This window comes from Cupriavidus sp. WS, assembly GCF_000395345.1.
Classification (GTDB): Bacteria; Pseudomonadota; Gammaproteobacteria; order Burkholderiales; family Burkholderiaceae; genus Cupriavidus; species Cupriavidus basilensis_B.
Genome location: NZ_AQPL01000246.1, coordinates 1 through 24,796 on the forward strand (window position 1 = coordinate 1; position 24,796 = coordinate 24,796).

Annotated in this window: 23 protein-coding genes; 10 read left to right on the top strand and 13 right to left on the bottom strand. The window is 63.5% G+C overall.

From position 1 onward, the window contains the following. Positions 1 to 68: 68 nt before the first annotated feature. Complete coding sequence (locus K206_RS0120080; protein ID WP_020204185.1) at positions 69 to 500, bottom strand: DUF3293 domain-containing protein; 432 nt, start codon at positions 498 to 500, stop codon at positions 69 to 71. Positions 501 to 722: 222 nt separating this feature from the next. On the opposite strand from K206_RS0120080, the gene K206_RS0120085 reads away from it, so the two are divergent. The 4 genes from K206_RS0120085 to K206_RS0120100 all read left to right on the top strand — a co-directional run bounded on the left by K206_RS0120085 (position 723) and on the right by K206_RS0120100 (position 2,356). Next, complete coding sequence (locus K206_RS0120085) at positions 723 to 992, top strand: hypothetical protein (protein ID WP_020204186.1); 270 nt, start codon at positions 723 to 725, stop codon at positions 990 to 992. Between the two features lie 498 nt (positions 993 to 1,490). After that, positions 1,491 to 1,712 (top strand): hypothetical protein, encoded by a 222-nt coding sequence (locus K206_RS0120090; protein WP_020204187.1) that lies wholly within the window; start codon positions 1,491 to 1,493, stop codon positions 1,710 to 1,712. 70 nt (positions 1,713 to 1,782) lie between these two features. Further along, the gene (gene infA, locus K206_RS0120095) at positions 1,783 to 2,004 is read left to right on the top strand and encodes a translation initiation factor IF-1 (protein ID WP_020204188.1); all 222 of its coding nucleotides are present in this window, start codon (positions 1,783 to 1,785) and stop codon (positions 2,002 to 2,004) included. Between the two features lie 97 nt (positions 2,005 to 2,101). Beyond that, complete coding sequence (locus K206_RS0120100; protein ID WP_020423851.1) at positions 2,102 to 2,356, top strand: hypothetical protein; 255 nt, start codon at positions 2,102 to 2,104, stop codon at positions 2,354 to 2,356. A gap of 156 nt (positions 2,357 to 2,512) precedes the next feature. On the opposite strand, the gene K206_RS0120105 is transcribed toward K206_RS0120100, so the two are convergent. The 4 genes from K206_RS0120105 to K206_RS0120120 form a co-directional block, all read right to left on the bottom strand. Further along, a complete protein-coding gene (locus tag K206_RS0120105) occupies positions 2,513 to 2,797 on the bottom strand; it encodes a hypothetical protein (protein ID WP_020204190.1) in 285 nt (94 codons plus the stop codon). 55 nt (positions 2,798 to 2,852) lie between these two features. Next, the gene (locus K206_RS0120110) at positions 2,853 to 3,176 is read right to left on the bottom strand and encodes a hypothetical protein (RefSeq protein ID WP_020204191.1); all 324 of its coding nucleotides are present in this window, start codon (positions 3,174 to 3,176) and stop codon (positions 2,853 to 2,855) included. A 147-nt stretch (positions 3,177 to 3,323) separates the two neighbouring features. Then, complete coding sequence (locus tag K206_RS0120115) at positions 3,324 to 4,106, bottom strand: trypsin-like peptidase domain-containing protein (RefSeq protein ID WP_020204192.1); 783 nt, start codon at positions 4,104 to 4,106, stop codon at positions 3,324 to 3,326. A gap of 306 nt (positions 4,107 to 4,412) precedes the next feature. Next, positions 4,413 to 5,141: a hypothetical protein gene (locus K206_RS0120120; protein WP_155888151.1), complete on the bottom strand. Its 729-nt coding sequence runs from the start codon at positions 5,139 to 5,141 to the stop codon at positions 4,413 to 4,415. A 248-nt stretch (positions 5,142 to 5,389) separates the two neighbouring features. Here K206_RS0120120 and K206_RS0120125 point away from each other — a divergent pair, with 248 nt between their 5' ends. After that, on the top strand, positions 5,390 to 6,058 hold the full coding sequence (locus tag K206_RS0120125; RefSeq protein ID WP_020204194.1) for a carbonic anhydrase: 669 nt from the start codon (positions 5,390 to 5,392) through the stop codon (positions 6,056 to 6,058). 45 nt (positions 6,059 to 6,103) lie between these two features. Beyond that, positions 6,104 to 6,574 carry a cyanase gene (cynS, locus tag K206_RS0120130; protein WP_020204195.1) on the top strand — a complete coding sequence of 157 codons (471 nt, stop codon included), beginning with the start codon at positions 6,104 to 6,106 and terminating at the stop codon, positions 6,572 to 6,574. Between the two features lie 271 nt (positions 6,575 to 6,845). On the opposite strand, the gene K206_RS43000 is transcribed toward cynS, so the two are convergent. The 7 genes from K206_RS43000 to dnaA all read right to left on the bottom strand — a co-directional run bounded on the left by K206_RS43000 (position 6,846) and on the right by dnaA (position 20,551). Next, a complete protein-coding gene (locus K206_RS43000) occupies positions 6,846 to 7,586 on the bottom strand; it encodes a hypothetical protein (RefSeq protein WP_155888152.1) in 741 nt (246 codons plus the stop codon). 207 nt (positions 7,587 to 7,793) lie between these two features. Further along, a complete protein-coding gene (locus tag K206_RS41730; RefSeq protein ID WP_081651459.1) occupies positions 7,794 to 10,082 on the bottom strand; it encodes a DUF2357 domain-containing protein in 2,289 nt (762 codons plus the stop codon). 2 nt (positions 10,083 to 10,084) lie between these two features. Continuing rightward, positions 10,085 to 12,835 carry an MrcB family domain-containing protein gene (locus tag K206_RS0120140; protein ID WP_029043853.1) on the bottom strand — a complete coding sequence of 917 codons (2,751 nt, stop codon included), beginning with the start codon at positions 12,833 to 12,835 and terminating at the stop codon, positions 10,085 to 10,087. Between the two features lie 142 nt (positions 12,836 to 12,977). After that, positions 12,978 to 13,454 (bottom strand): TIGR02391 family protein, encoded by a 477-nt coding sequence (locus K206_RS43780; RefSeq protein WP_196812900.1) that lies wholly within the window; start codon positions 13,452 to 13,454, stop codon positions 12,978 to 12,980. Between the two features lie 798 nt (positions 13,455 to 14,252). After that, entirely contained in the window at positions 14,253 to 16,784 is a 2,532-nt protein-coding gene (gene gyrB / locus K206_RS0120145; RefSeq protein WP_020204198.1) for a DNA topoisomerase (ATP-hydrolyzing) subunit B, read from the bottom strand. Positions 16,785 to 17,008: 224 nt separating this feature from the next. Further along, entirely contained in the window at positions 17,009 to 18,124 is a 1,116-nt protein-coding gene (gene dnaN / locus K206_RS0120150) for a DNA polymerase III subunit beta (protein ID WP_020204199.1), read from the bottom strand. A gap of 672 nt (positions 18,125 to 18,796) precedes the next feature. Further along, positions 18,797 to 20,551, bottom strand: a complete 1,755-nt coding sequence (dnaA, locus tag K206_RS0120155) for a chromosomal replication initiator protein DnaA (protein ID WP_020204200.1) — start codon at positions 20,549 to 20,551, stop codon at positions 18,797 to 18,799. A 1,027-nt stretch (positions 20,552 to 21,578) separates the two neighbouring features. Here dnaA and rpmH point away from each other — a divergent pair. The 4 genes from rpmH (at position 21,579) to yidC (ending at position 24,286) form a co-directional block, all read left to right on the top strand. After that, the gene (gene rpmH, locus K206_RS41740) at positions 21,579 to 21,713 is read left to right on the top strand and encodes a 50S ribosomal protein L34 (protein ID WP_006578231.1); all 135 of its coding nucleotides are present in this window, start codon (positions 21,579 to 21,581) and stop codon (positions 21,711 to 21,713) included. Positions 21,714 to 21,828: 115 nt separating this feature from the next. Further along, positions 21,829 to 22,287, top strand: a complete 459-nt coding sequence (gene rnpA / locus K206_RS0120160; protein WP_231401639.1) for a ribonuclease P protein component — start codon at positions 21,829 to 21,831, stop codon at positions 22,285 to 22,287. Positions 22,288 to 22,293: 6 nt separating this feature from the next. Next, on the top strand, positions 22,294 to 22,599 hold the full coding sequence (gene yidD, locus K206_RS41745) for a membrane protein insertion efficiency factor YidD (RefSeq protein ID WP_081651461.1): 306 nt from the start codon (positions 22,294 to 22,296) through the stop codon (positions 22,597 to 22,599). A 22-nt stretch (positions 22,600 to 22,621) separates the two neighbouring features. Continuing rightward, on the top strand, positions 22,622 to 24,286 hold the full coding sequence (gene yidC / locus K206_RS0120165; protein WP_020204202.1) for a membrane protein insertase YidC: 1,665 nt from the start codon (positions 22,622 to 22,624) through the stop codon (positions 24,284 to 24,286). A gap of 106 nt (positions 24,287 to 24,392) precedes the next feature. On the opposite strand, the gene K206_RS0120170 is transcribed toward yidC, so the two are convergent. Next, positions 24,393 to 24,779 (bottom strand): VOC family protein, encoded by a 387-nt coding sequence (locus K206_RS0120170; RefSeq protein ID WP_020204203.1) that lies wholly within the window; start codon positions 24,777 to 24,779, stop codon positions 24,393 to 24,395. Positions 24,780 to 24,796: the final 17 nt, after the last annotated feature.

The following is a 24,796-nucleotide window of genomic DNA, read 5'->3' on the forward strand; positions in this document are numbered from 1 at the left end:
GGCGGGCCGAGGCGGGCGGCGCGGCCCGCGCGCGGCGCCTGCCGCTTATATCGCCTGTCGCCTGTCGCCTAGCGCAGCAGGATCAGCTGCGGCACCGCATCGGCGCCGCTCCACACGATCGCGTTCTGGCCGTGGCGCGCGCCGAGCGCCCGGGCCGCGTCCAGCGCCAGCCCGAGCACCAGCAGGCTCTCCTCGCCCGGCCAGCTGCCCGACGGATGCTGGCCGATGCCCTCGATCGCATGCAGGCCCCGTTGCGCCAGCTCGCGCGCCAGCGCCTGCTGGCGCGCCGCGTTGGCGGCCGGCTCCGGCTCGGGCCGGCTGTGCGGGTTCCACGCCGTCACGAACGCGCTGCAGTCCACGCCCGCCGCCGCGTGCAGCGCGGCCAGCGCGGGGCTGGCCTCGCCGATCGCCAGCGTGAGCGGCGCATCGCCGCGCACGTGATAGCGCGTCTCCAGGTAGGCCTGGATGAGCGCGGGATCGATGCTGGAGCCGTGAAGCAAGAAACCCTCCGTGAAATGACTGCGGCATGCGCGCGCGTCCGGCTGGCCACGGCGCGCCGCGGGCGCAGGCCGGCGGGCTCGCACTCGGGCGGGGCGGTTCGGGCTGGAACGAGGCGGTCGGGAGCGTCGGCGGAACGGTGGCGCGCGCCGGGCGGCGCGCCCGAAACTAAATCGTACTTATCCGTGCAAGCAGCGTATGCTCGGCGGAGAAAGGAGATCATCATGTCTCAGAACAATGCGATCTACAAGGGGTTCAAGGTGTCCGCCATCGTGCGCCGCGCCCCCGGCGGCAGCCACGGCGCCACGCCGGTGCCCGCCGGCTTCCTCGCCACCGTCACCATCACGCAGGTCAGCCGCGACAGCGGCTCGCTGCGGCTGGTGCCGCCGCTGGAGCAGCAAAGCGGGCGCACGCCGCACGACGCCATCGCGCTGGCAGTGACCCATGCGCGCGCCGTCATCGACGGCATGTCCACCTCGGTCGCGCACAAGTAGCAGTGCCGGGCCGCCGTCCCGGCGGCGCCGCACCGGCCCGCGGCGCGGCCACGGCAAGCGCGCGCGCCGGCAGGGAAACGCCATCGGTGTTATCATCCGCCATCTTGCCGATGCGCCAGCGTGCGTCGATGCAAGCTCGCCGACAGGCCCTGGCGCCTGACGGACACGTCACCGCGATAGCAGGCGAACTTACCGCCGCGGTGGCCCACCAGCCGGGCAAGGCACCCGGCAAAACCAGGGCGATACGCGCCCCTCACCCATCCGACCCGCGGCACACAAGGCCGCTCCGCAGCGCCACGCAGGGCTATCCGCGTGTGCCGGCTGCGCAGGCACGGTCCACCTCCGCCGGCCCCTTTTTCCGCGCACCCGCGCGGCTATCGGCGGCGCCCGGCAAATCCGCAGAACAACCCATGCGGCGAGCGATCACCGAAAGAACACGTCGCGCACAGTGAGTGCATCCGGCGCGCCCCGGACCGTCCGCCCAGATCAGGACATACCTTGCAGCACAATCCGTCTCCGTACACCGTGTCGGTGTACCCCATCGAGCAGCAACCCGGCGTGTGGTTCGCCACGTACATGATCAGCGAATACCGCAGCGGCGCCGAGCGCGTCGTCGCCAACGTCACCATGCGCCACGCCACCCACGGCACCGAAGCCCAGGCCAAGCAGGCCGCCCGCTTTGCCGCCGAACGCGCCGCCGCGGGCATGCGCCTGCAGTAAGCGCCACGGCGCGCGCGGCCGGCGCATGGCGCCGCGCCCGCACGCCACCCAACCTAGAGAGGCATCATCCTTGGCAAAAGAAGAACTGGTGGAATTCGGCGGCAAAGTCTCGGAAGTGCTCCCGGACAGCCGCTTTCGCGTGATCCTGGAAAACGGCTTCGAAGTCTGGGCGTACTCGTCCGGGCGGCTCAAGAAGAACCGCATCCGCATCCTGGCGGGCGACCGCGTCACGCTGGAGATGTCGCCATACGACCTCACCAAGGGCCGCATCAACTACCGCCACAAGTTCTGAAGCCAGCGCGCGGGACCCGCGCGCGCGCCGCGGCGCCGGCATCCGCGGCCGGTGCGCCTCCCCGGCATCATCAACGCATCCACTGAAGGAGCAAAGCATGTCAGTCAGCGAAGAATGGGAAGAAATGCACCTGACCCCGGACGGATGGGTCGCCGGCAGCTACCAGCACGTGCCCGGCCCCGTGGTCACGCGCGCCGCGCCGGCCAACGACGTGCTCACGGTGCGCCGCCACGTCACGGCCACCTACGGCGGCCCCTCGCGCGCCATCGAGGACCGCACGCCGCGCACCGACCGGCTCGAGCTGCTGGAGCAGTTGCTGGACCGCTACGGCAACCCCGCCTTCAGCGTCTAACAGTCGGCCCCCGCACGCCCGGGCACCGTCCCCGGGCATGGCGGCATTCCCCGCCCTGCCCCGGCCATCCGCGCGCATCGCGCCACGCGGACCGGCGCACGGCAAAAGCGGCGCACGATGGCGCCGCCCTCACTTTCCCATCCCGACCAGGACGCGCTACAGCGTCGTCACCGATTCGCCTGCGATCAGGCCGTTGATGATGTCCTCGCCGAACTTGACCGCGCCACGGCGCGCGGTGCCGATGTTCTCCCACTCCTCGGTTTCCAGGCGGAACACCTTGGTGCGCTCGCCGCCGGGCCGGTAGCCCTCGCGGCAGATCACCACCGACGCGGTGAAGCTGCGGTCCGGCTTGGCGCGCGGCCACGACTGGGCGGGCTGGACCTTGTAGACCAGCGGATAAAGATCGAAGCCCTTGTAGCTCGCGCTAGGCGTATTGTTCACGTCGTTTGCTCCATGCGGCAGCGTTGCCGTCGGCCGCGCCATCCCGGCGCCAGGGTCAGAACGGAACCAGGCGATCGATCACGATGACGATCACCCCGTCGGCCCCGCTCATCCGGCTGTGCGAGCCCAGCCGTGCGCGCAGGAACGCGTCCAGGCCGCGCTGCAGTTGATATAAGGCGCACTGGTCCGCGTGGCGCAATTGCTCCGCGGCCTCGTGCGCGATTTCGATCTCCACCTTCCTGGCCGACCAGTTGCGGCTGCTGGTATCGGGAATCTGCCAGTTGGCGTTGACCACATGCCGCCGCACCGTCCAGGTACGCACGTCCTGGCCCGTGATCTCGTCGAGCACAGGCTTGATGAAAGCCACCAGGTCCAACATAAGCCCCCTCGCACGGCGCCCCGCCAGGCAGCGGGGCCTGCGCGGCACGCAAGGCGGCAACACGGCACCTGGCCGCGAGCGGGATGCCGGACGGGCTGGCGACGCAAAGCGCCGGGATTGCCCACGTTCCGGCCCAAGTACCCCACTCTACTCCGAAGCGCGCGGCAGCGACGATCTTATTTTGCCGCCGGCGGCGCGCGCCGGCGCGGTCAGCGTCAGCAGCATGTCCGCGTACCAGGCCGAGTTCAGGCCCAGCGCCTCGTCCTCGGCGAGGTCGCGCGTGCCCACGTCGAAGCGCGCCGAATGCACGCCCAGCAGCAGCCACGGCAGGTCATGCCGCTTGCCGCGCGTGCCGCGCATGCGCATCACCACCGGCGCGCCGCTGGTGCCGCGGTGCGTGCGCGCGTCGGTCAGGAAAAAGCCCTGCCCCTGGAAGCGCAGGCCGAACGCCGACGCCACCACCGCCTGCCGCGCCACCGGCAGATGATGCAGGGCATCGTGGAAACCGAGCGGAAAACCGACGATCAGCAGCGAATCGCCCACCTCCACGTGATCCGAGGTCTGCACCAGGTGGTCCGGCGTGAACGCGCGGTACACCAGGCCCGCCGGCAGCGCGCCGCGCTCCAGCTCCACCACCGCCACGTCCACCGGGCCGCCGCCATCCTCGCCGATGCGCCAGACCGCCACGCCGTCGCGATACAGCGGAATCGAGAAGCCGATCGAATTGGCCATGTTGCCGGCCTCGCGGTGCAGCTCGATCTCGATGCGGTCCGGGTGATGGCCGGAAGGCTCGTCGAAAACCACGTGGCGGCTTGTCACCACGAACAGGTGGTTGTCGCGCTCGAAGAAAAATCCGCTGGCATTGGCGATGCCTTGCTGGCCGTCGAAGGACGAAACGCGGACCGCGGAAAGCAGGATGGATTCGACCATAGGTTCCAAGAAAGCAAGACGTTGCACGCCGCGGTGGTTTCGCGCGCGGGCGGGGCGGAGAATCCGGCGCGGGGCCGGGCATGGCCGTGCCGGGGGCGCATGTGGGCATTGTCGCCGCAATCGGGCGCGGCGGGCGGGTTTTACCCGCGGCGGATGCGCGGCGCCGGCGCGCGCGGCAAGCGCATCGGACGACACCGCGGCGCGCGGGACGCGCCATCGGCCTCCGTCCCGCTCGCGGCCAATGGCGACATACGGTCCACGCATCACATATCAAGCGAGGCCATCGCGAGCCGCGTCACATCCGCATCACATCCGCGACGCCACCGCCCGCTCGCGCGGCGACCCCGCCGGATAGGCGCACGATGCCGTGTCTCTCCAGAATTCGGCATAGGTGTTCCCCGTCTCGACCGTGTAGTGGATCATCTTGGTCCGGATCCGCCCATGCGCGATCTGGAACGTGTCGATCCCGTCGCGCACCTGGGTGCGCGTGGCCGGATCGAAATAACCCCACTGCTCGGTGACCCAGCCGCTGCGGTCGTTGCCGCGCACGATCGTGTCGACGATGGTGTAGCCCGTGGTCGGCAGCAGCCGGTTCAGCACGCGCGCCGAAGCCTCGATGCCCGCGATGCCGCGCAGCGGGCCGCCGCCGCGGCCCTCGGCGACGAGCACGTCGGCGCCGGTTCCCACCAGCGAGAGCTTCAGGTCCGGCGAGTAGTTTCTCTCGATGTCCAGCACCACGTCGCCCAGGTAGCGCAGCAGGATGTGCTCCCAGTAGACCTCGGCCGGCGAGCGCGCCTCGATGGCCGGATACGCGCCGGCCAGCACGTAGTCCAGCACGTGCGCGGGCGGCTTGCTGCGAAGGTCGCGCACGTTCTGCTCGATCTTGCGGAACTCGCCGCGCAGCCACGAATGGCGCAGATTGGCGCGCGTGTCCTGTTCCACGGCGGGTACGGCCGCGCGCGCGCAGCGGCTCGCCGGGCCGCCACCGCCACCGGTACCGGCGAAAGACTGTTCGCCCTGAGCATCTTTCCACATGATGTTTCACTCCTCGGATCAGCATGAACCGGGAAACGCGGACCGCCGTGTGGCAGGTTCCTCGCGCCCCCTCGCCTGCAAGGAAGCGTACGAATCCAGAGTGAGCCGAGAATGAGAGCAGCCTGAGAGCGGCCGGCAAACTATTGGCATGGCCTATGGACCGGATAACAAACCGGTCTTGGACCTATCGACCGATTCCCGCCATCCTTGCGCCATCGAATCACGACACACACCGATGGAGCAGGACCATGCAAGACATCGTCGACGGCGTACTGAAGTTCCAGCGTGACGCCTTCCCGCAGCGCTCGGACCTGTTCAAGCGGCTGGCCAACGGCCAGAGCCCCGCCACGCTGTTCATCGCCTGCTCCGACAGCCGGGTCGTGCCCGAGCTGCTCACGCAGCGCGAGCCGGGCGAGCTGTTCGTCATCCGCAATGCCGGCAACATCGTGCCCGCCTACGGCGTGCAGCCCGGCGGCGTGTCGGCCAGCGTGGAATACGCCGTGGCCGGGCTCAACGTCACCGACATCGTGATCTGCGGCCATTCCGACTGCGGCGCCATGACCGCCGTGGCCACGTGCCAGTGCCTCGACCACATGCCAGCCGTGAAAGGCTGGCTGCATCACGCGGACGCCGCCAAGGCGGTCAACGAAGCGCGCGAGCACGCGTCCACGCGCGCCCGCGTGGACTCGATGGTGCGCGAGAACGTCATCGCCCAGCTGGCCAACCTCAAGACCCACCCCACCGTGGCGCTCGCGCTCGAACAAGGCCGCATGACGCTGCACGGCTGGGTCTACGACATCGAGACCGGCACGATCGACGCGCTGGACGGCAACACCGGCCAGTTCGTCTCCCTCGCGGCGCATCCCGACGTGGCCGCGACACCCCCGGTCAGGCGCGCGCAGAACGCCACCACCTGAATGCCCCGCACCGTTTTCCACTCCAGTCCGTCCCAAGGAACAGCCATGACCCAATCCCAATACAGCCAGGCCCCGCGCCAGGCCCTGAGCGACCGCATCATCGACGCCAAGATCCGCAAGGGCCTGACGTTCGAGCAGATCAACGAAGGCACCGGCCTGAGCGTGGCCTTCGTCACCGCCGCGCTGCTGGGCCAGCACCCGCTGCCCGCCGACGCCGCCAAAATCGTGGCCGCCAGGCTAGACCTGGACGACGACGCGGTGCGCCAGCTGCAGACCATCCCCCTGCGCGGCAGCATCCCCGGCGGCGTGCCGACCGACCCGACCATCTACCGCTTCTACGAGATCGTGCAGATCTACGGCTCCACGCTCAAGGCGCTGGTGCACGAGCAGTTCGGCGACGGCATCATCAGCGCGATCAACTTCAGGCTTGATATCAAGAAGGTGGAAGATCCCGAAGGTGGCCACCGTGCGGTGATCACGCTGGATGGCAAGTATTTGCCGACCAAGCCGTTTTGAGCGTTTTGCTGGCGGATGGGTGTGTGCGCCTTGCGAGGTATTCGTCCGCTGCGTCGCGCGCGGCCTGGCGATTCGACAGTCATATGGAGTTGCCTGCTGTGAGCCTGCAGCATCCACCACCAGGCGAGCCACGGGCCACAACGTCAATGCCAGTGCACCCGCGCTGAGCCAGCACTTACTGAACGCCTTCCGCCCCGCCGGCCGATGACTAGCCGATGAAACCGTGAGAGGCGATGGCAGAGATGAGGGCTGTATCAGGACGGCAAGGACATCATGTTGACGTCTTAGCCATCTCCGGCTGAATTGCGGCGTGCTTCAGTATTACCGCCAAGCGCTCAAGCGTAAAGGCAACATCAAGGAAGCGCAGCGCCAGCACGTAAAAGAACACGGCAATGGATGTCGCTGTCAGCCAGATGAAGGAAGGGACCCCATCCTGGTGGAACTTGATTAGCGCCACTGATGCAGATGCCACAACGGGAATCACTCCGACTTTATCAAGCGCTCCGACGAAACACGCCAGCCGTGAACGCAGTTGCGAACTAACGGCCGTCACATAATCCTGTGCAAAGTGAATCTGATCAGGGGTGTATGTCTTGCGAATCGTAGAAATCGTCCCATACCAGACACTCATCCGTTTGCTCACCCCTTCCAGCATGTCGACTTCAACCGTTTTCCATTCTTGCAAGAAACCCTTCGCACTGGATACCCCAGAGCCGACTGCCGCAAGAGCGCCGAACACAAGTGCCCCAAGAGACAAATAGGAAACCCACACGGGTGCACCTCGCTCGGCTGCGACTGCGGTGACCCATGCGCATAACATTGCCGCCAAGCAAGTACATAGAAGCCTGTTCTGGTAGCGTGGCGTTGACCCGCTGCTCTTGCCATCCTGCCCTGCCGACACCACTGCCCTGAGTTCAACCATGAGCGCCTCAAGAGTGGGGGCTTCCTTCTGGGCCGTGACCTCGGGCGGCATGTTGTTGTCTTCCATCTTGATCGCGGTCGATGAAGGCACACTCAGTCTCCTATGTTTGCGTTTCGGCAGTAGAACGTACCTTCTGCCGTCGCCTGTGAGGGGCTATGAACGAAGTCCCGACACATTGGAGGCTAGGCTTATGTTGCAATGTGGGCTATCCGCGCCGAGTTGAGCTACCCACCCAGGGGTTACCAGAAAAACTCTAGCAACGCGAAAGGCGGCAAATTGACCATGATGCGTCCCTAGTTATAAATTGCGACCGACCCGATGCACTACCTCCCACGACGTACCAAGGGGTTCACCACGCAAGAGCCCCTCCCGTTGAACATATTCGTCAAGTTTGCTAGGGGAGATGCCAATCAGCCACTGAGGCTGGTCAAGCCAATGGAGCTGAACACACCAATACGCACCGTGGGGTTTCGGGTAATCCATTGCGCTCATACCTTCTGACAATATTTCTTCCGCATCCGACACAATCCGAGTCAATGCAACTTGTTCGGTCGCCGGGCAATAGAGCAGCAGAAGCTGGGCGTAAAGTAAGGCAGCGTCGGCTCGAACGCCTCCAGGCCTTCCTTCTGCTCGCACGTTGTAGACCTTGTGTTCTTGAATCCACGCCCAATGCTCTGCACTTTTCACAAAACCGAGCAGCACACTTGTTTCGGGAAGTGGCAGCAGAAGGCGATCTGCCAAACTACTCGGATACGACGCTCCATGCATCTCTTCGAGCCAGTGTCGTCCTCTCTCATGCATCGTCAAACGAGTAGCAACGTGATCCAGCACGTCCCCGATAAACCGCTTTAATGCCGGCGCGCCGCTTGCGTTGCCAATGTCTGTTGGGCGAAGTACGAAGGCACCGAGACCGGGTAGCAACTCGTGATATTCGAGGAACTGCTGATTGTGTAGCTCCTCATCCCCGCCGGGATAAAGAACATAAGCCCCCGCCGTCCTGCGGATTGCATCCCGATAAGCGTGCATTTTCAGCAGGTCTGCTCGTAGCACACCACCGCGCTCCAATCCGATCGGCGTGTCCTGCTCAATGGCATCGCTCCCATCCTCATCGCCTTGACCGAATATCTCTTTGACAAAATCAACTCGGTACTTGGCATCGAAGTGGAGCACGATCGGCTCGAAGACTGCCTTTTCCCCATTTGCGGGACTGATCAGAAGGGAATAGTCCGGCCTCATGGGCCGGGTCCATGAAGCAACACGCCCAGAGCCGAGACGGTATGTTCTGTTGAAGCACAGCTCAATGGCCATACGCCGGCCAAAGCGCTCCACCTCCCCCTTGAGGACAGTCTCCACACCCGATTGAATCCCGACAGTCAGCCCATCCGGTCGAGACTGAACAAGCGGCCCCATGTCGAAGGTCTGGCCGACTAGGTCCGCAACAACCTGCGCAAGCTGAATGAATGCCCAGTACTCATACAAGGTGGCGACGTCACGCTGCCCCGCGGCATGATCATCGGATGAGTCGCGCCACGACAAACGTGCGGCAAATTCCAGCTCGACGTATGCCTTAAAGATGTCCCGATAGCCCTCGCGCTTCTGGAGCACTTGGTCATCCGCAGGGAAGCGTACGATCCTACCGACTTCGGCAAACAGGTCATGGTGAAGAACCTCTTCCAACTGGATCATCACTGCAGCAATCTCGCGCCGGCCGCGAATAGCGGCTGGTGTGGGCTTTCCCGCCGCGAGTCCTCTGTCAATGTCACCAAGAAGTTGGGACCAATGCTCTAGCGCAAACTTCACAAAGCGGTTGGGCGTGGTGTCATGCGTTGCCTCCGTCCGCTTTCGTTCGAGGAGAGCAGGCACCGAGTAGATAGGTCCATCGGGCCATGCTGACCGCGCACCCGCTTTAGCGAGCTGCCGGAGGACATGCGAATCTGCGTGAATGCCCATTCCCGGGCGAACCGTGTCACCAACAGACTCCCATGCTGTATGCGGACGGCGGAGAATTTCACGGATGGCGCTTTGGAAGTTTTCGCTTTCGAATAGCGCTCGCAGGAAGGTAAAGCGTTGATATAGCGTGACTGCGTCGCGCATCTCATCCTGCTCGAAACGGGTGTCGCTGACGGCGAAGCGATCCATCACCAGCTCAGTCATGCGCTCTGCAATGTCGCGAAGCATCCATCGATACTCGGACAAATAGCTGAGCTTACGCGAACGTACTTCGAGCTCCAGCTCACCAAGTACTTCTGACTCGTCGCGCAACACGACACGCACTGTGCCTGTTGCTAGCCCAGGACGCAGCCGACCGGTCAGCCCTTCCGTTGTGTCAGGTTGAAAGATCTCTTCTGGATCGGCGAGAACAACCTCTGTTGTTGGGGCAAGTGGCTTCCACGTGTACCGGTACTCCATCCCCTCGAGCACTTCTATGGCGCCAGCTTTCACGCCCGGGTCTGGTAACTCACTGGCCGCCCAGAGCGATGAGAAGGACGCTCCTCCTCTGCGTGGCAACACCGCGATGTGCAATATTGCAGTGATCTCCCCCGACGAGTTGCGCAGAACAGCATGAGCTTCTGTGACGGCGTGCACGGCTACTCTGTGAAACTGGCAAACTGATTGGCGCGCAGGCCGCGAAGCATACGCATCGTCTTTGCATACGCGGTCGGCAACGCTGCACCCTGCGCGGGAAACGCCTCAACACCGGCCGCGTGCAGCTTGTCATCAGTTACGATGACTTCAGGCAAGTCCCGGCAATACTGGCCAAGCGCGAGCAACGGTAGCTCCAGCCTGCGGCGTGACCCGTGTAGGCGGGGCAAGATCTTCTGCATCACGATGCGGTCCAGCAACGAATGCAAGCCAGAGATGCCGGCCCCTTCTGCCAACGATGCGAAGCGAACAGCCTCGTAGAACACCCGATGACCAAACTCCAAACCATAACGACTCAGCAGCTCGTGCAGCTTGCGGAGGTGGCTTGTGAGCTCATCAAGGGATTCGCCCTGACGATCGAGATGCCAGTTATCGTCTTGCGCAATGCTCAAGAGACCTCGGACTAACTCGGGGTCGCCGGGAGCGCAGGGGACAGGTTTGCGCATTTCAAGCGCGAGGTCACTTGTGTGGACGCGAAACTCGAAGGTATTCGCCCGGTCCAGCACCTTCGGCGAGAACATGTAGGTAGTCTCGTCGATATTGACAGTACCGACAATCCAGAGATTGCGAGGGAAAGGAATCCTCATCCTCCCTGTATTCCGTACTCGCCAGCAACCGTCGGCGCCCTTATGCAAGTTCGGCAGACAGTCCTTGCCAGACTCCATCCCTGATAACACGTCGGCGAAGTAGCGCTCGACGTGCGCGAGGTTCATCTCGTCCAACAGCAACACATGGGGGTGTTGAGAGTCTGCCGCCGCCTTCAGCATGAACTCAAGTGGAGCGGGAACCGACCAAGCTGCTCGTCCGTCGACCTCCCGTTTGAGTGCGTCCTCATAGCCGAACAACGCTTCCGCACCAGTCCAGTCCGGACGGACAGCGGCAACGTGTAGCCGATCCTTGCCCAGCCATTCCCCGAAGCGCATGGCAATTTGCGTTTTGCCGGAGCCAGATAGGCCAGTTAAGATGACCAATGGCTTCGTGACAAGGCTGGAAATGAACGCGGAAATCAGTGAGTCATGTTGCTCGCCAAATTGCACACCAGAAGCCCGCAGGGCATCCCCGAATGACTGCACCGATTCACGCAGGTCAGCTCGCATTGGCAACTGTACGTCAGTTGAGTCCGCGTCCTGGGCGGGTTCCGTCGGTAAGTCAGCAGCATCTTCCGCGGACAGAACGCGTTGATAGACATCGATTACGTCATCGAGATGCTGTGTCAGCTCAGCGATTGGCAAGGGCTGAGTGACATCGTAAGCTGCGCGAACAAAGGACGCGCCGTATCGGTCTGGCGCGTGTCCATAGTGGCTTCTGAACCATGCATTTACCGTTTGCGCGCCCCCGAGATCTCCCCAACTCAGTCGGGCTGGCCCTTCCTCACTGACGCCATAGCAGAGAAGAAGTTGCCGCTTGTCACGGAAGAGGAGGAGCACTGGATAGACCCCCTCCGAAACCGACTGGCCATCACCAAGAAATGCAATCCAGGGGATTCTGGCGAAATTGCCCTTCCCAAAGCTCACTCGAACTTTGAGGCCTTGATATTCGCGTAGATAGCCTTGTGCACTGAGATCCTTGCCTGCGTCGGCTTGCTCGAGAAAGCGATCGAGCAGCTCAGCAACGCCGCTCGGAGATTCGATCTTCGGTTGAATCTCGAACCCAAGCCTGCGCAAGAGACGGAATGCTGGTGACTCCTCCCCTCCTGAGAAATTAGCGCGATCCAGCGGCTCGCCAGTGGCGTGCTTTACCGCGAGCGACAATACAAGCTTGGGTGGATAACGGTGACCGCCGTCAACAAGGTCGTAGCCAGTTGATTCTGCATCTTTTGGAACGCCGTCACGTTGGATCTCTTCAAGTGCCTGACGGATATGTTCGGCAGCCACACCCTCCGTTGCTGCGGCAAACGTCTCGCTCTTCCATTCGCCCTTGAGAGGCGGCACGTAGTAGTCAAGCTGCGTGGTGCCTCGCTCCGCCTCGAGCTGCTTGCGAATGGACTGAAGCTCACGATCCAATTGAAGCGCGTCCATTCGATTCACTTCGCGGCGATCGTGCTTTGAGTAATGACGAACGATGGTCTTGCGATCGTTCTGACCGAAGATGCGCTCGAAATCGTCGGGGAACAGTAGGAAGAGCAGCATGTGGCGAAACTGCCTCACCTCCCAATCAGGCACTTGCTTGAGCCATTCATCAAACTTCCAGCCGTCCGCCACCAATTGCTGCTGCTCAGTGGCATCAAGCGCGCGGAACTTGCGCATGAAGTTGACAAGGAACGCGAGCTCCCGCCATTGATTCTGGTTGAAGCCGGGGCCAGCGCTACCGACACCAGCCAGCACGTCGTCGTCTAGCCATCGCGAGTTCGAAGGAACTGCCTCTCCCGTCCAAGCCCAAATAGCCTGGACGGTCTTGCGCTTGTGCGCAGCGGTGAGGCTACTGGGGCAGAGATACATGAGCCACATCATCTCTGCCACTAGCAACTTTGCCGCGCTCTCTGCCGGCGCAAGTTGTTGCTCTAGCTTTTCAAAGAAAGTCCCTTTCCCCAGATCCGGCCGCTGCACGAAGTAGTAATCAATCTGGTCTAGTAGCGGCGAGGTCCAAAGCTGGTGACTAGTGAGCACCGAGCCGCCGCCAAGTAGGCATGAGCTGCGCCAATGCTCGGCCGCATCCAGAATTGACTTGGAATCATCATCCCCACAATACCGACTCATTCCGTCTCACCTTTGATCACCAATCAGTCTATCGATTGCTATCGAAAAATTTTGCATAGTACACGCGTTTCAGACGTCTAACCGCAGCGTACCTTCAATGTGAAGGAACGAATACCCTTGTAACGAAATATGTACCGGTCAACTAGCTCGACTCGGAGTCAGTCTTTAGAGGAAGTCGCGTCACAGCTGCTCTCTCCAGCAAATAGAGCTGATTAAGAAGAAGAAACTCTGCCAGCTCCGCAGACCTGTCGGAGTCCACCTCTTTATGTGCCCGAGGATTACGATACGCCATGTAGACAGCAGCGAATAGCTGGCCGCGCCCCTTCTGTTCCCCCGAGTCAAGACCGGGCCACGTCAGATGTGACTCCTCCCCCTGGAAGGCCATAGCAAATAACCGAGTGCTACTGGCATCCGTATTTAGGCGCAGTCTTATGATGTCCTCCAGACGACGGAACGCATTCAGAATGCTGCGATCGGGGTCGTTGAAGAATTCGGTTGCCAAATCAACAATCCGAGAATCAACAATCGCCCAGGGCATGACCGGCCTATAGAGCGCCCACGCGTCTTCACTCTTTGCATCGCCATATCCAGCATCATAGATATAGTCAAACCAACGCATTGGACGCACTACCTCACACGATTGTATAAGTACTATATCCCTTTTAGTAAGCGCTGAATCATCTATGCGATCCAGCAGAGCTTTTGACACACTGGATTCTTCTATGTCTACCCCATACGCCTGAAGCATGTGGAGTACTTTCGCAAATGCCCGAGGTCCTTCGCCACTATACCCGGAACGAAACCCGGACTTGATCGCTACAAGCTCATCACCACACAATGTAAGAAGTATGCAGTGGACATTGTTTGCGGTTAAAATTCTAGCCTCTTCGATTCGCTCATCAAATTGGATGAATCGCATAACGGCCTCAAGACAACTCGCGGAGACACCTGCTATCCCTGCGTATTGGATTGCTGCTAAGCCACCGTTCCGAGTCATCACGTTATCCCTTTCGAGTAGTAAGAAACCATACTTAGCAGCGTACCATGCCGATTCAACGCATACATCGGTGGCGCAATTTCACTTTTCTCGAAGATTTACGAGTCAGCTGGATTCTTACCCTTGCTTGCATTGAAGTAGATGAGATCAACCTACATCGGTCGATCTTTCAACCACCTTTTGCATCAAGATCATCATCCACATCTAAGCGGACTATTTTGGATATAGCGAAAACTGAATTGTCACCCAGATCTACTATCTGCCGTCAAGTCGAGGGCGGCTCGGTGCCGCGAAACTAATAGAGAGAATCGGCGACCTAGTCAGCCACCGACGCCAGAAAGAAAAAAGGCCAGCTCAATGAGCTGGCCATTCTTTTTCCACGATTAAGTCGTAGCGGAAACGGCGGAATCTAGATACAGATCAAACATCAATATTCCGCGCCACAAGCGCATTACTTTCAATAAAATTCCTACGCGGCTCCACCTCATCCCCCATCAGCGTAGTAAAAATCTGATCCGCCGCAATAGCATCCTCAATCTGCACCTTAAGCAGCCGCCTTTGGGTAACGTCGAGAGTGGTCTCAAAAAGCTGCTCAGGATTCATCTCCCCCAGCCCCTTGTACCGCTGACGCGAAACCCCGCGCTCGGCCTCGGAAAGCAGCCACTGCATGGCCCCGTGAAAATCATTCACGGTCTGGTCGCGCAGCTTCTCGCCCTCGCCGCGGCGCACCTTGGTGCCCTCGGGAATCAGGCCCTGGAAGGTCTTAGCGGCCAGCGACAGCGCGGCGTAGTCCGCGCCGTGGACGAAGTCCGCGTCCAGGTGGGACAGGCGCACGTTGCCGTGGTGGCGGCGGGCGATCATCAGGCGGTGCTTGTCGGTCTTCTCGTCGAACTGGGCGTAGACGTCAGCGGTGCCGTCGTCGTTGACGGCGGCGCCGAGCAGGGTCTTGGCGTGCATTTCGCTGAGCTTGGCCTTGAGCGCGGTGGCTGAGGCTTCGGCGGCGGCGGCGCTGTCGAGGTCGAGTTCCACGCCGTCGGCGATGGCGCGCAGGGCGTCGGCGTCGACGATGCGGGAGAGGCGGCCGATCACGCCTTCGGCGAGCTGGTACTGGCGGGCGAGTTCGGTGAGGGCGTCACCGGAGACTTCGCTGCCGTCCGGGTTGATCAGCGCGGCTTTTTCCATGGCCAGGCGCAGCAGGTAGGCGTTGAGCTCGTTGTCGTCCTTGATGTAGCGCTCTTCCTTGCCGTGCTTGATCTTGTAGAGCGGCGGCTGGGCGATGTACACGTAGCCGCGCTCGATGATGTCGGGCATCTGGCGGTAGAAGAACGTGAGCAGCAGGGTGCGGATGTGGGAGCCGTCCACGTCCGCGTCGGTCATGATGATGATGCGGTGGTAGCGCAGCTTTTCGAGGTTGTAGTCTTCCTTGCCGATGCCGGTGCCCAGCGCCGTGATGAGCGTGAGCACTTCCTGGCTGGAGAGCATCTTGTCGAAGCGGGCGCGTTCCACGTTGAGGATCTTGCCCTTGAGCGGCAGGATTGCCTGGAACTTGCGGTCGCGGCCTTGCTTGGCGGAGCCGCCTGCGGAGTCGCCCTCGACCAGGAAGAGTTCGGACTGGGCGGGATCTTTTTCCTGGCAGTCGGCGAGCTTGCCGGGCAGGCCCATGCCGTCGAGCACGCCTTTGCGACGGGTCATTTCGCGAGCCTTGCGGGCGGCTTCGCGCGCGCGCGCGGCGTCGACGATCTTGCCGCAGATGATCTTGGCGTCGCCGGGGGTCTCGAGCAGGAAGTCGGAGAGGGCCTTGGCGACGAGTTCTTCCACGGGCAGGCGCACTTCGGAGGAGACCAGCTTGTCCTTGGTCTGGGAGCTGAACTTGGGCTCGGGCACCTTGACGGAGAGCACGCAGGCCAGGCCTTCGCGCATGTCGTCGCCGGTGGTCTCGACCTTGGCCTTCTTGGCGATCTCGTTTTCTTCGATGTACTTGTTGATGACGCGGGTCATCGCGGCGCGCAGGCCGGTGAGGTGGGTGCCGCCGTCGCGCTGCGGGATGTTGTTGGTGAAGCAGAGCACCTGCTCGTTGTAGCCGTCGTTCCACTGCATGGAGACTTCCACGGCGATCCCGTCTTTCTCGGTGTTGGCGTAGAAGATGTTCGGGTGCAGGGTGCTCTTGCCGCGGTTGATGTACTCGACGAAGCCTTTGACGCCGCCGGAGAAGGCGAAGTCTTCTTCCTTGCCGGTGCGCTGGTCGGTCAGGCGGATGTGCACGCCGTTGTTCAGGAACGAGAGCTCGCGGATGCGCTTGGAGAGGATCTCGTAGTGGAACTCGACGTGGGTGAAGATTTCCTCGTCGGCGAGGAAGTGGACTTCGGTGCCGCGCTTGTCGGTGGGGCCGATGATCTTCATCGGCGAGACTTCCACGGGCTGGCCGTCGGGGCCGGTGACGGTTTCCACCAGGCGGTTCTGCACCGCGCCTTGCGCGAATTCGAGCAGGTGGGCCTGGCCGTCGCGGCGCACGGTGAGGCGCAGCCACTTGGACAGGGCATTGACGCAGGACACGCCCACGCCGTGCAGGCCGCCGGAGACCTTGTAGCTGTTCTGGTTGAACTTGCCGCCGGCGTGCAGCTCGGTCATGGCGATCTCGGCCGCGCTGCGCTTGGGCTCGTGCTTGTCGTCGAACTTGACCAGGGGCGGGATGCCGCGGCCGTTGTCGGTGATCGAGATCGAGTTGTCGCTGTGGATGGTGACCTGGATCTCGGTGCACCAGCCGGCCAGCGCTTCGTCGATGGAGTTGTCCAGCACTTCGAAGACGAGGTGGTGCAGGCCGGTGCCGTCGGACGTGTCGCCGATGTACATGCCCGGCCGCTTGCGCACCGCCTCCAGGCCTTCCAGGATCTGGATCGATCCTGCGCCGTAGCTGTTTTCCTGTTGCGGTTGCGGTTGTTGCTGTTCGGTCATGTTCTCTTACTCACGGCGAATGCGGTGTTTCGCGCGGCGCCCGGTCGGGCGCGCTGCGGATGGGCCGCATGGCGGGTTACATAAAAACGGCAAAAGGGGCGGATCGAGAGATCCGGCCCCTGCGTGCTGCGGTGCGTCTTTCGCCTGCCGGGCGAGAGCCGTAGCCTGCCGTTCGATGTTCCGGTGTTGCGTATGTTGTTTTCCTTTTACCTTCTACCGGATCATCAGATACGCATCGGCATGACGACGTACTTGAAGTTGTCGTCTTCCGGCACGGTGATCAGCGCGCTCGAATTGGAGTCGCCGAGGCTGACCTGCACTTGCTCGCTCTTGAGGTTGGCAAGGACGTCGAGCAGGTAGGTCACGTTAAAGCCGATGTCGAGGGCGTCGCCCGAATAGTCGAGCTCCAGCTCTTCCTGCGCCTCTTCCTGGTCGGCGTTGGTGGAGCTGATCTTGAGCACGTGCGTGTCGAGGATGCAGCGCACGCCCTTGAACTTGTCGGTGGTGAGGATGGCGGTGCGCTGCAGCGCCTGTTGCAGTTGCACGCGGTCGATGGCGAAGGCGTTCTTGTAGCCCTTCGGGATCACGCGCTGGAAATCGGGGAACTTGCCTTCCACCAGCTTGGAAATCAGTTCGATGTTGGCGAAGGTGAACTTGACCTGGTTGGCGGCGAGCTGCACCTGCACGGGATCGTCGTTGTCTTCGAGCAGGCGTTGCAGCTCGAGGATGGTCTTGCGCGGAATGATGACTTCCTGGCGCGCGCCTTCGCCGGTGGCGGCGGTGTCCAGCTCCACGCCGCAGTAGGCCAGGCGGTGGCCGTCGGTGGCGACCGCCATGACCTTCTTGCCGTCCACCACCAGCAGCATGCCGTTGAGGTAGTAGCGGATGTCCTGCTGGGCCATGGCGAAATGGACCATCGCGAGCAGGTGCTTGAAGGTCTTCTGCGGCAGGCTGACCGAGGCGCCGAACTCGCTGGCTTCGGCCACGGTCGGGAATTCCTCGGCGGCCAGGGTCTGCAGCGCGAAGCGGCTCTTGCCGGACTGCACGGTCATGCGCTTGTCGTTGAGCGACAGGGCGACTTCGCCGTCGGGCATGGCGCGCAGGATGTCGAGCAGCTTGCGGGCGGCCACGGTGGTGGCCACGCTGTCGCTGCCGACGCCGCATTCGGCGTGCGTGGTGATCTGGATCTCGATGTCGGTCGAGAGGAAGGAAACGCCCGCCCCGGACTTGCGAATCAGCAGGTTGGCCAGGATCGGGAGGGTGTGGCGGCGCTCCACGATGCCGCTCACGATTTGCAGCGGACGCAGCAGATTGTCTCGCGAGGTTTTGACCAATTGCATTGAATTTATCCTTCGTCGTTTGTAGTAAGCGACCGCGGGTTGCGCATTCCTCCCGGCGACTCCAAATTTACTTTGGAATCAAGGAGTTAATTTGCCATTGTACCAAGGATAAGCCGCTGCGGTGAAGCGGGAGAAGCGCGATCGGAGGTAAAAATTGTGCGACATCGCGCACAATTCTGGGGCTTGCCCGGCCTTGTTCCGGCCGCACCCTCCGCCCGCTCGTCCCGACTCACCGCAAAGCCTTAGCCCAAGCCGCTTTCGCGCCAATGACCGGCAACGCCCCGGCGATGCTTGCCGATTGATTCATGCGCCGGATCGTGCCCGGCGCGTACCCTACAGTATGCCAGCCCCGCGTGGCGGTTCTGGTAAATCCGTCCTTGCGGCACAAAGTGCCCCAGGCCTTGCTGCCGGGCGCCTGTTTCACGCCCGGTTTCGCGCCGTGTTTTGCTCCCCTCTCCCGCACGCGGGAGAGGGGTTGGGGGAGAGGGGCGGAGCTTCCACGAAGTGGCGGCCTTCGCCATTCGCAAACGCCCATCCTCTCCCCCGGCCCCTCTCCCACAAGTGGGAGAGGGGAGAACACCATCAGTCATGCTGGCGCCCCGCGGTACATCACGGGAGAACACCTGCCGTCATGCCGGCCTCGTCGACGCACCGGCATGACGTCACCGCAACTCAACCCTTGAGCGTCTGCTCCAGCACGTGCAGCTCGTGGTTAAGCTGCGCGTCCTTGCTGCGTTCGTCGGCGATCTTGCGCACCGCGTGCAGCACGGTGGTGTGGTCGCGCCCGCCGAACAGCTCGCCGATTTCCGGCAGGCTCTTCTGCGTGAGTTCCTTGGCCAGGTACATGGCGATCTGGCGCGGCCGCGCGATGTTGGCGGGCCGCTTCTTGCTGTACATGTCCGCGACCTTGATGTTGTAGAAATCGGCGCAGGTCTTCTGGATGTTTTCCACGGAGATCTGGCGGTTCTGCACGGTCAGCAGGTCCTTCAGCGCTTCGCGGGTGACATCGATGGTGATGTCCTTGCCGTGGAAGTTGGAGAAGGCCAGGATCTTGCGCAGCGCGCCTTCGAGCTCGCGCACGTTGGAGCGCAGGTGCTTGGCGACGAAGAAGGCGACTTCCTCGGGCACGCTCACGTTCTCGGCGGCGGCCTTCTTCATCAGGATGGCCACGCGCATTTCCAGCTCGGGCGGCTCGATGGCCACGGTCAAGCCGGAGTCGAAGCGCGAGATCAGGCGGTCGTCGATGCCGCTGATTTCCTTGGGGTAGGTATCGCTGGTGATGATGACCTGGGCCCGGTTGGCGATCAGCGCCTCGAACGCGTAGAAGAACTCTTCCTGCGTGCGGTTCTTGCCCGAGAAGAATTGAATATCGTCGATCAGCAACAGGTCGAGCGAGTGGTAGTAGCGCTTGAACTCGTCGAAGGCCTTGCGCTGGTACGCCTTGACCACGTCGGAGACGTACTGCTCGGCGTGGATGTAGCGGATGCGCGCGCGCGGGTTCTCCAGCAGCATGAAGTTGCCGATAGCGTGGATCAAGTGGGTCTTGCCCAGGCCCACGCCGCCATAGAGATACAGCGGGTTGTACGACTTGCCCGGGTTGTTGGCCACCTGGATGGCGGCGGCGCGCGCGAGCTGGTTGGCCTTGCCGGTGACGAAGTTGTCGAACGTCAGGATCGGGTTCAGGCGCGAGCGCTCGTGCACCGTGTCGTTCTGCTGCTGGCCGCCCTGGCCATTGCCGGGATGGCCACCCGGGTGATTGCCGGGGTGGCCGCCCTGGCCGCCGCCCGGCATGGGCTGCTGCGGCTGGGGCACGCGGTAGGAGCGGGCACTGGCTTCGGCCGGGTCGAGCTGCGGCACGTCGATGTCGACCAGTTCGCCGACCATGCCGCCCATGCCGGCGCCCTGGCCGGCATGGCCCGCGTGGCCCGGATGAGCCGCCTGGGCCCCGGCGTAGCTGGCGGAGTAGGGCGCCTGCGCGCCGCGCTGGCCGCCCTGGCCGTTCTGGGCCGGCGCGGCGCCCTGGTGCATCGGGTTGCCGTAGCCGGGCTGCATGCCGGGCTGGCCGAAGTTCTGCGACAGCGGCTGGCCGGTGGGATAGCCAGGGCCGGCCTGCTGCGGCGCCATGCCGGGCTGGCCCGGCTGGCCGCCTTGCGGATAGCCGGCGGCGGCGCGGCCCGAGGCGGCGGGGTCGAGGACGAAGTGAACGCTGACGTTGGCCTCCCAGTACTCGCAGGCGAGCGCCGTGATGCGGCCGGAGAACTGGCTTTTCACCCAGTCGAGCTTGAAGCGGTTGGGCGCGGCAATGCGCAGCGCATGCGCTTCCTCGTCGAAGGCGACAGGCGCCAACGGCTTGATCCAGGTCTTGAACTGTTGCGGCGTCAGCTCGCGCTCGAGTTGCGCGGCTGCCGCCTGCCAGAAATCTTGCATTGTCTTCTTGTTCGGTGTTCGCCACGGGTTGCGCGGACAGTCCGGCCGGAAGGGCGACGTAAAGGACAGCGGGACGGCGGAACGGCCGGCAGGGATCGGTGGCGCATCCCTGCCGGCTGTTCCGCCGGTCCTGTCCTGTATACCCTTCAGCCTGATAAAGCGACCGCGCATCGCGATCCGCAACTGACCCCCGCAAGCCCGGCTTCCCCTGTGACGGAACGCGACACTCGACGCGACAAGCGGGAGCCGCCGGCGGGCCGCGCGGCGAATGAGACGAGTTCGCCGCCGCCCGCTGCGCGTCCGTTGTCCGGCGTGCCAGGGGTGAGTCCGGGGTTGCGCTTGCGCCACGCAGCCCGTGTGGTGTTTGGACCCGGATTGTACCCCCCGCCCTGAGTTATCCACAAAGGATAAGTCTGTGGATAAGTTGTGGAGATGCAGTGAATTGTTGTGCACAACCCCTTGTCCGGCGCGGGTTTCCGGGTAGGCAAAACACCTGAAAAGCCAATCCAAACAGAGACTTCGCGCTACTTCGGAGGGCCTGGCGGGCCGCACGGATACAAAAAAAACTTACCCACTGGCGATTGTGGACAATGAAATACAACAGCGGACTGCGTATTTTTGCGGCAGGGGTGCCGCGCAAGTCTCTCGACCATATGGCGCCTTGACACATCGCGCGAAAATCAGTTAAATGGCGGGTTCTGCGATGCGGCAGGGGATCACGTATGCGCATCGCCGGGTCTGACCTGTTCCGTGCAAGACCGGTTTCGTTCCACGCGGCTTTCAGCCGGCTGGGGCGCACCGGAAATGGCTGGATTGGCCGGAACAGGCAGCGGGCCGAGCAGGCTTCCCGAACCTGCGTCGCAAGCGCCGACATCGTCGGCGCGCGAGATACACGGCCGGCGGCAAGACAATCACCGCAGTCGGCAAGACCGCATCCGCGGCAGCCCAAGCGAACCATACGCGGCGGCCACGGCGCCCCGGCTCACGCCGGAGGCCGGGCGAGCCAAGATCAACCAGAGAGTGCAACATGAAACGTACCTACCAACCTTCCGTTACCCGCCGCAAGCGTACCCATGGTTTCCGCGTGCGCATGAAGACCCGCGGCGGCCGTGCCGTCATCAACGCTCGTCGCGCCAAGGGCCGCAAGCGCCTGGCAGTCTAAGGGCCTGGCGACCGGCCATGAGGGCGCCCAGCGCGCCGCCGTGGCCAACCGCCTCGCCTTTCGGATGGCCGGGAGCCCGCAGCCAGGTGCAGCTTTACCGCTAGCTTTGCCCGGCGTGCCTACCCATGCCTACCCCAAAGCCGCGAGGCTCACAAAGACGGATGAGTTTTCATCCGTTTTTGCTTTGCGCCCGCGCCGGCGCAGCCAGCACTTCGTGCTGTATGTGGGCGAGAACGGCCTGCCGCAGGCGCGCCTCGGCGTGGTGGTGGGCAAGAAATTCGCGGCGCGCGCCGCCGAGCGCAACATGGTGAAGCGCATGGTGCGGGAACTGTTCCGCCATCGGCAGGACCAACTCGCGGGCCGCGATGTGCTGCTGCGCCTGCAGGCCAAGTTTCCGCGCGCGGAGTTTGCCAGCCGCAGCGCCGTCCGCCGGGTCTGCCTGGCGGAGTTGACCGGCCTGTTCGAGGTGGCGGCGCGTCCGCTTGCGCCACGTCCCGCCGGCCCCGCCGCACCGTCCGTCGCGCCTTCCGGGGTGTCGCCGCCGAAGTCCGCGCCTTCCGGCACCCCTGCCTGACCCGCCATGAAGCGAATCCTGCTAGCCCTGCTGCGCATCTACAAGATCGCCCTGAGCCCGTTCTTCGGCTCGCAGTGCCGCTTCCTGCCCACCTGTTCCGACTACGCCCGCGAGGCGATCCTGCGCCACGGCGCGGGCCGCGGCACCTGGATGGCCGCGTGCCGGCTGTGCCGTTGCCATCCGTTCACGGATGGCGGGTATGATCCGGTGCCGCCCGCATCGCCAGCAGCACCGGCAGCATCAACACAGCAAGACCGGGGATCCGCCGCGTCTGGCCCGGCGCCAGTCACGATCCGGCTACCCCGCCCCTGATTTCCTCCGACCACAGCGAGACATGGATATCAAACGCACCATACTCTGGGTCATCTTCTCGATGGCCCTCGTGCTGCTCTACGACAACTGGCAGCGCGCCAACGGTCATCAGTCGATGTTCTTCCCGAGCGCGAACCAGCAGGCCGCCCCGGCGGCCGGCGGCACCTCGGCCGCGCAAGGCGACGTGCCCAAGGCCAACGCGGCCGCCGGCGCCACCGCCGCGGCACCGGCCGCCGCGCCGGCAGCCGCCGTGCAGCCGGCCGGCGAGAAGATCGTGGTGAGCACCGACGTGATGCGTGCCACCATCGACACCGCCGGCGGCATCCTCTCGCGCCTGGAGCTGCTGAACCAGCATGAGAAGGACGGCCAGCCCGTGGTGCTGTTCGAGCGCGACGCGACCCGCACCTACCTGGCCCGCTCCGGCCTGACCGGCGGCGACATGCCCAACCACACCACGGTGTTCGCCGCCTCGGCCGGTCCGCGCGACCTGGCCGGCACGGACAAGGTGGAAGTGACGCTGACCGGCGAGAAGGACGGCGTGAAGCTGGCCAAGACGTACATCTTCCACAAGGGCAGCTATGTGGTGGACACGCGCTTCGCCGTGACCAACGACAGCGGCAAGCCGGTCTCGCCGACGCTGTACCTGGAACTGACGCGCGACGGCAGCAAGGTCGAGCAGTCGCAGTTCTACAGCACCTTCACCGGCCCGGCCATCTACACCGACGCCGACAAGTACCACAAGATCACCTTCGACGACATCGGCAAGGGCAAGGCCAGCGTGCCGGCGGCCACCAGCAGCGGCTGGGTGGCGATGGTGCAGCATTACTTCGCCTCGGCCTGGATCCCGCAGGCCGGCAAGGAGCACAGCTTCTACGTCGAGAAGATCGACAACAACCTGTTCCGCGTGGGCGTGCAGCAGCCGCTGGGCCAGGTCGCCCCGGGTGCCACCGTGACCACCGATGCGCGCCTGTTCGCCGGCCCGCAGGAAGAGCGCATGCTCGAGAAGATCACCCCGGGCCTGGAGCTGGTGAAGGACTACGGCTGGCTGACCATCCTGGCCAAGCCGATCTTCTGGCTGCTGGAGAAGATCCACGGCATCCTGGGCAACTGGGGCTGGTCGATCATCGCGCTGACGGTGCTGATCAAGCTGGTGTTCTTCCCGCTGTCGGCGGCGAGCTACAAGTCCATGGGCAAGATGAAGGACCTGCAGCCGCGCATGACCGCGATGCGCGAGCGCTACAAGGGCGATCCGCAGAAGATGAACCAGGAGATGATGGCGCTGTACCGCACCGAGAAGGTCAACCCGCTCGGCGGCTGCCTGCCCATCGTGATCCAGATCCCGGTGTTCATCGCGCTGTACTGGGTACTGCTGTCGTCGGTGGAAATGCGCGGCGCGCCGTGGCTGGGCTGGATCCACGACCTGTCGGTGCCGGATCCGTTCTACATCCTGCCGGTGCTGATGGCCGTGTCGATGTTCGTGCAGACCAAGCTGAACCCGACCCCGCCGGACCCGGTGCAGGCCAAGGTCATGATGATCATGCCGCTGGTGTTCTCGTTCATGTTCTTCTTCTTCCCGGCCGGCCTGGTGATGTACTGGGTGACCAACAACGTCCTGTCGATCGCCCAGCAATGGCAGATCAACCGGATGCTCGGCAAGGGCAAGGCGGCCGCGGCCGCCAAGGCCTGAGGCGAAGAGACGGCTCGGGCCGGCGGGTGACGAACCCGCTGGCCACGACAAAAAGCCCGGCGCATGCGCCGGGCTTTTTATTGGGTTCCCGGCCGCGTACCGGGCGTCATTCCGCCTCGTGGCAGACCGCCTCGATGTTGTGCCCGTCCGGGTCGAGCACGAAGGCGCCGTAGTAGTTCGGGTGGTAATGCGGGCGCAGCCCCGGCGCGCCGTTGTCGCGCCCGCCGGCGGCGAGCGCGGCCTGGTAGTAGGCGTCCACCTGCGCGCGCGTCTGCGCGCGGAAGGCCACATGCAGCGGCGGCTGGTTGGGCGCGCCGCCGTTGATCCAGAATTCGGGCTTGCCCGGCGGCCCGAAGCCGGCCACGTCGGTATGCCCGGTCACGCTGGCCGGCAGCTCCATCACCTTGACCATGCCGATGGCGCCGAGCGCGGCGGTGTAGAACGCGCGGCTCCTGGCGAAATCGCTGACGCCCACGCCGGTGTGATCGATCATCTTTCGGTTTCTCCTTG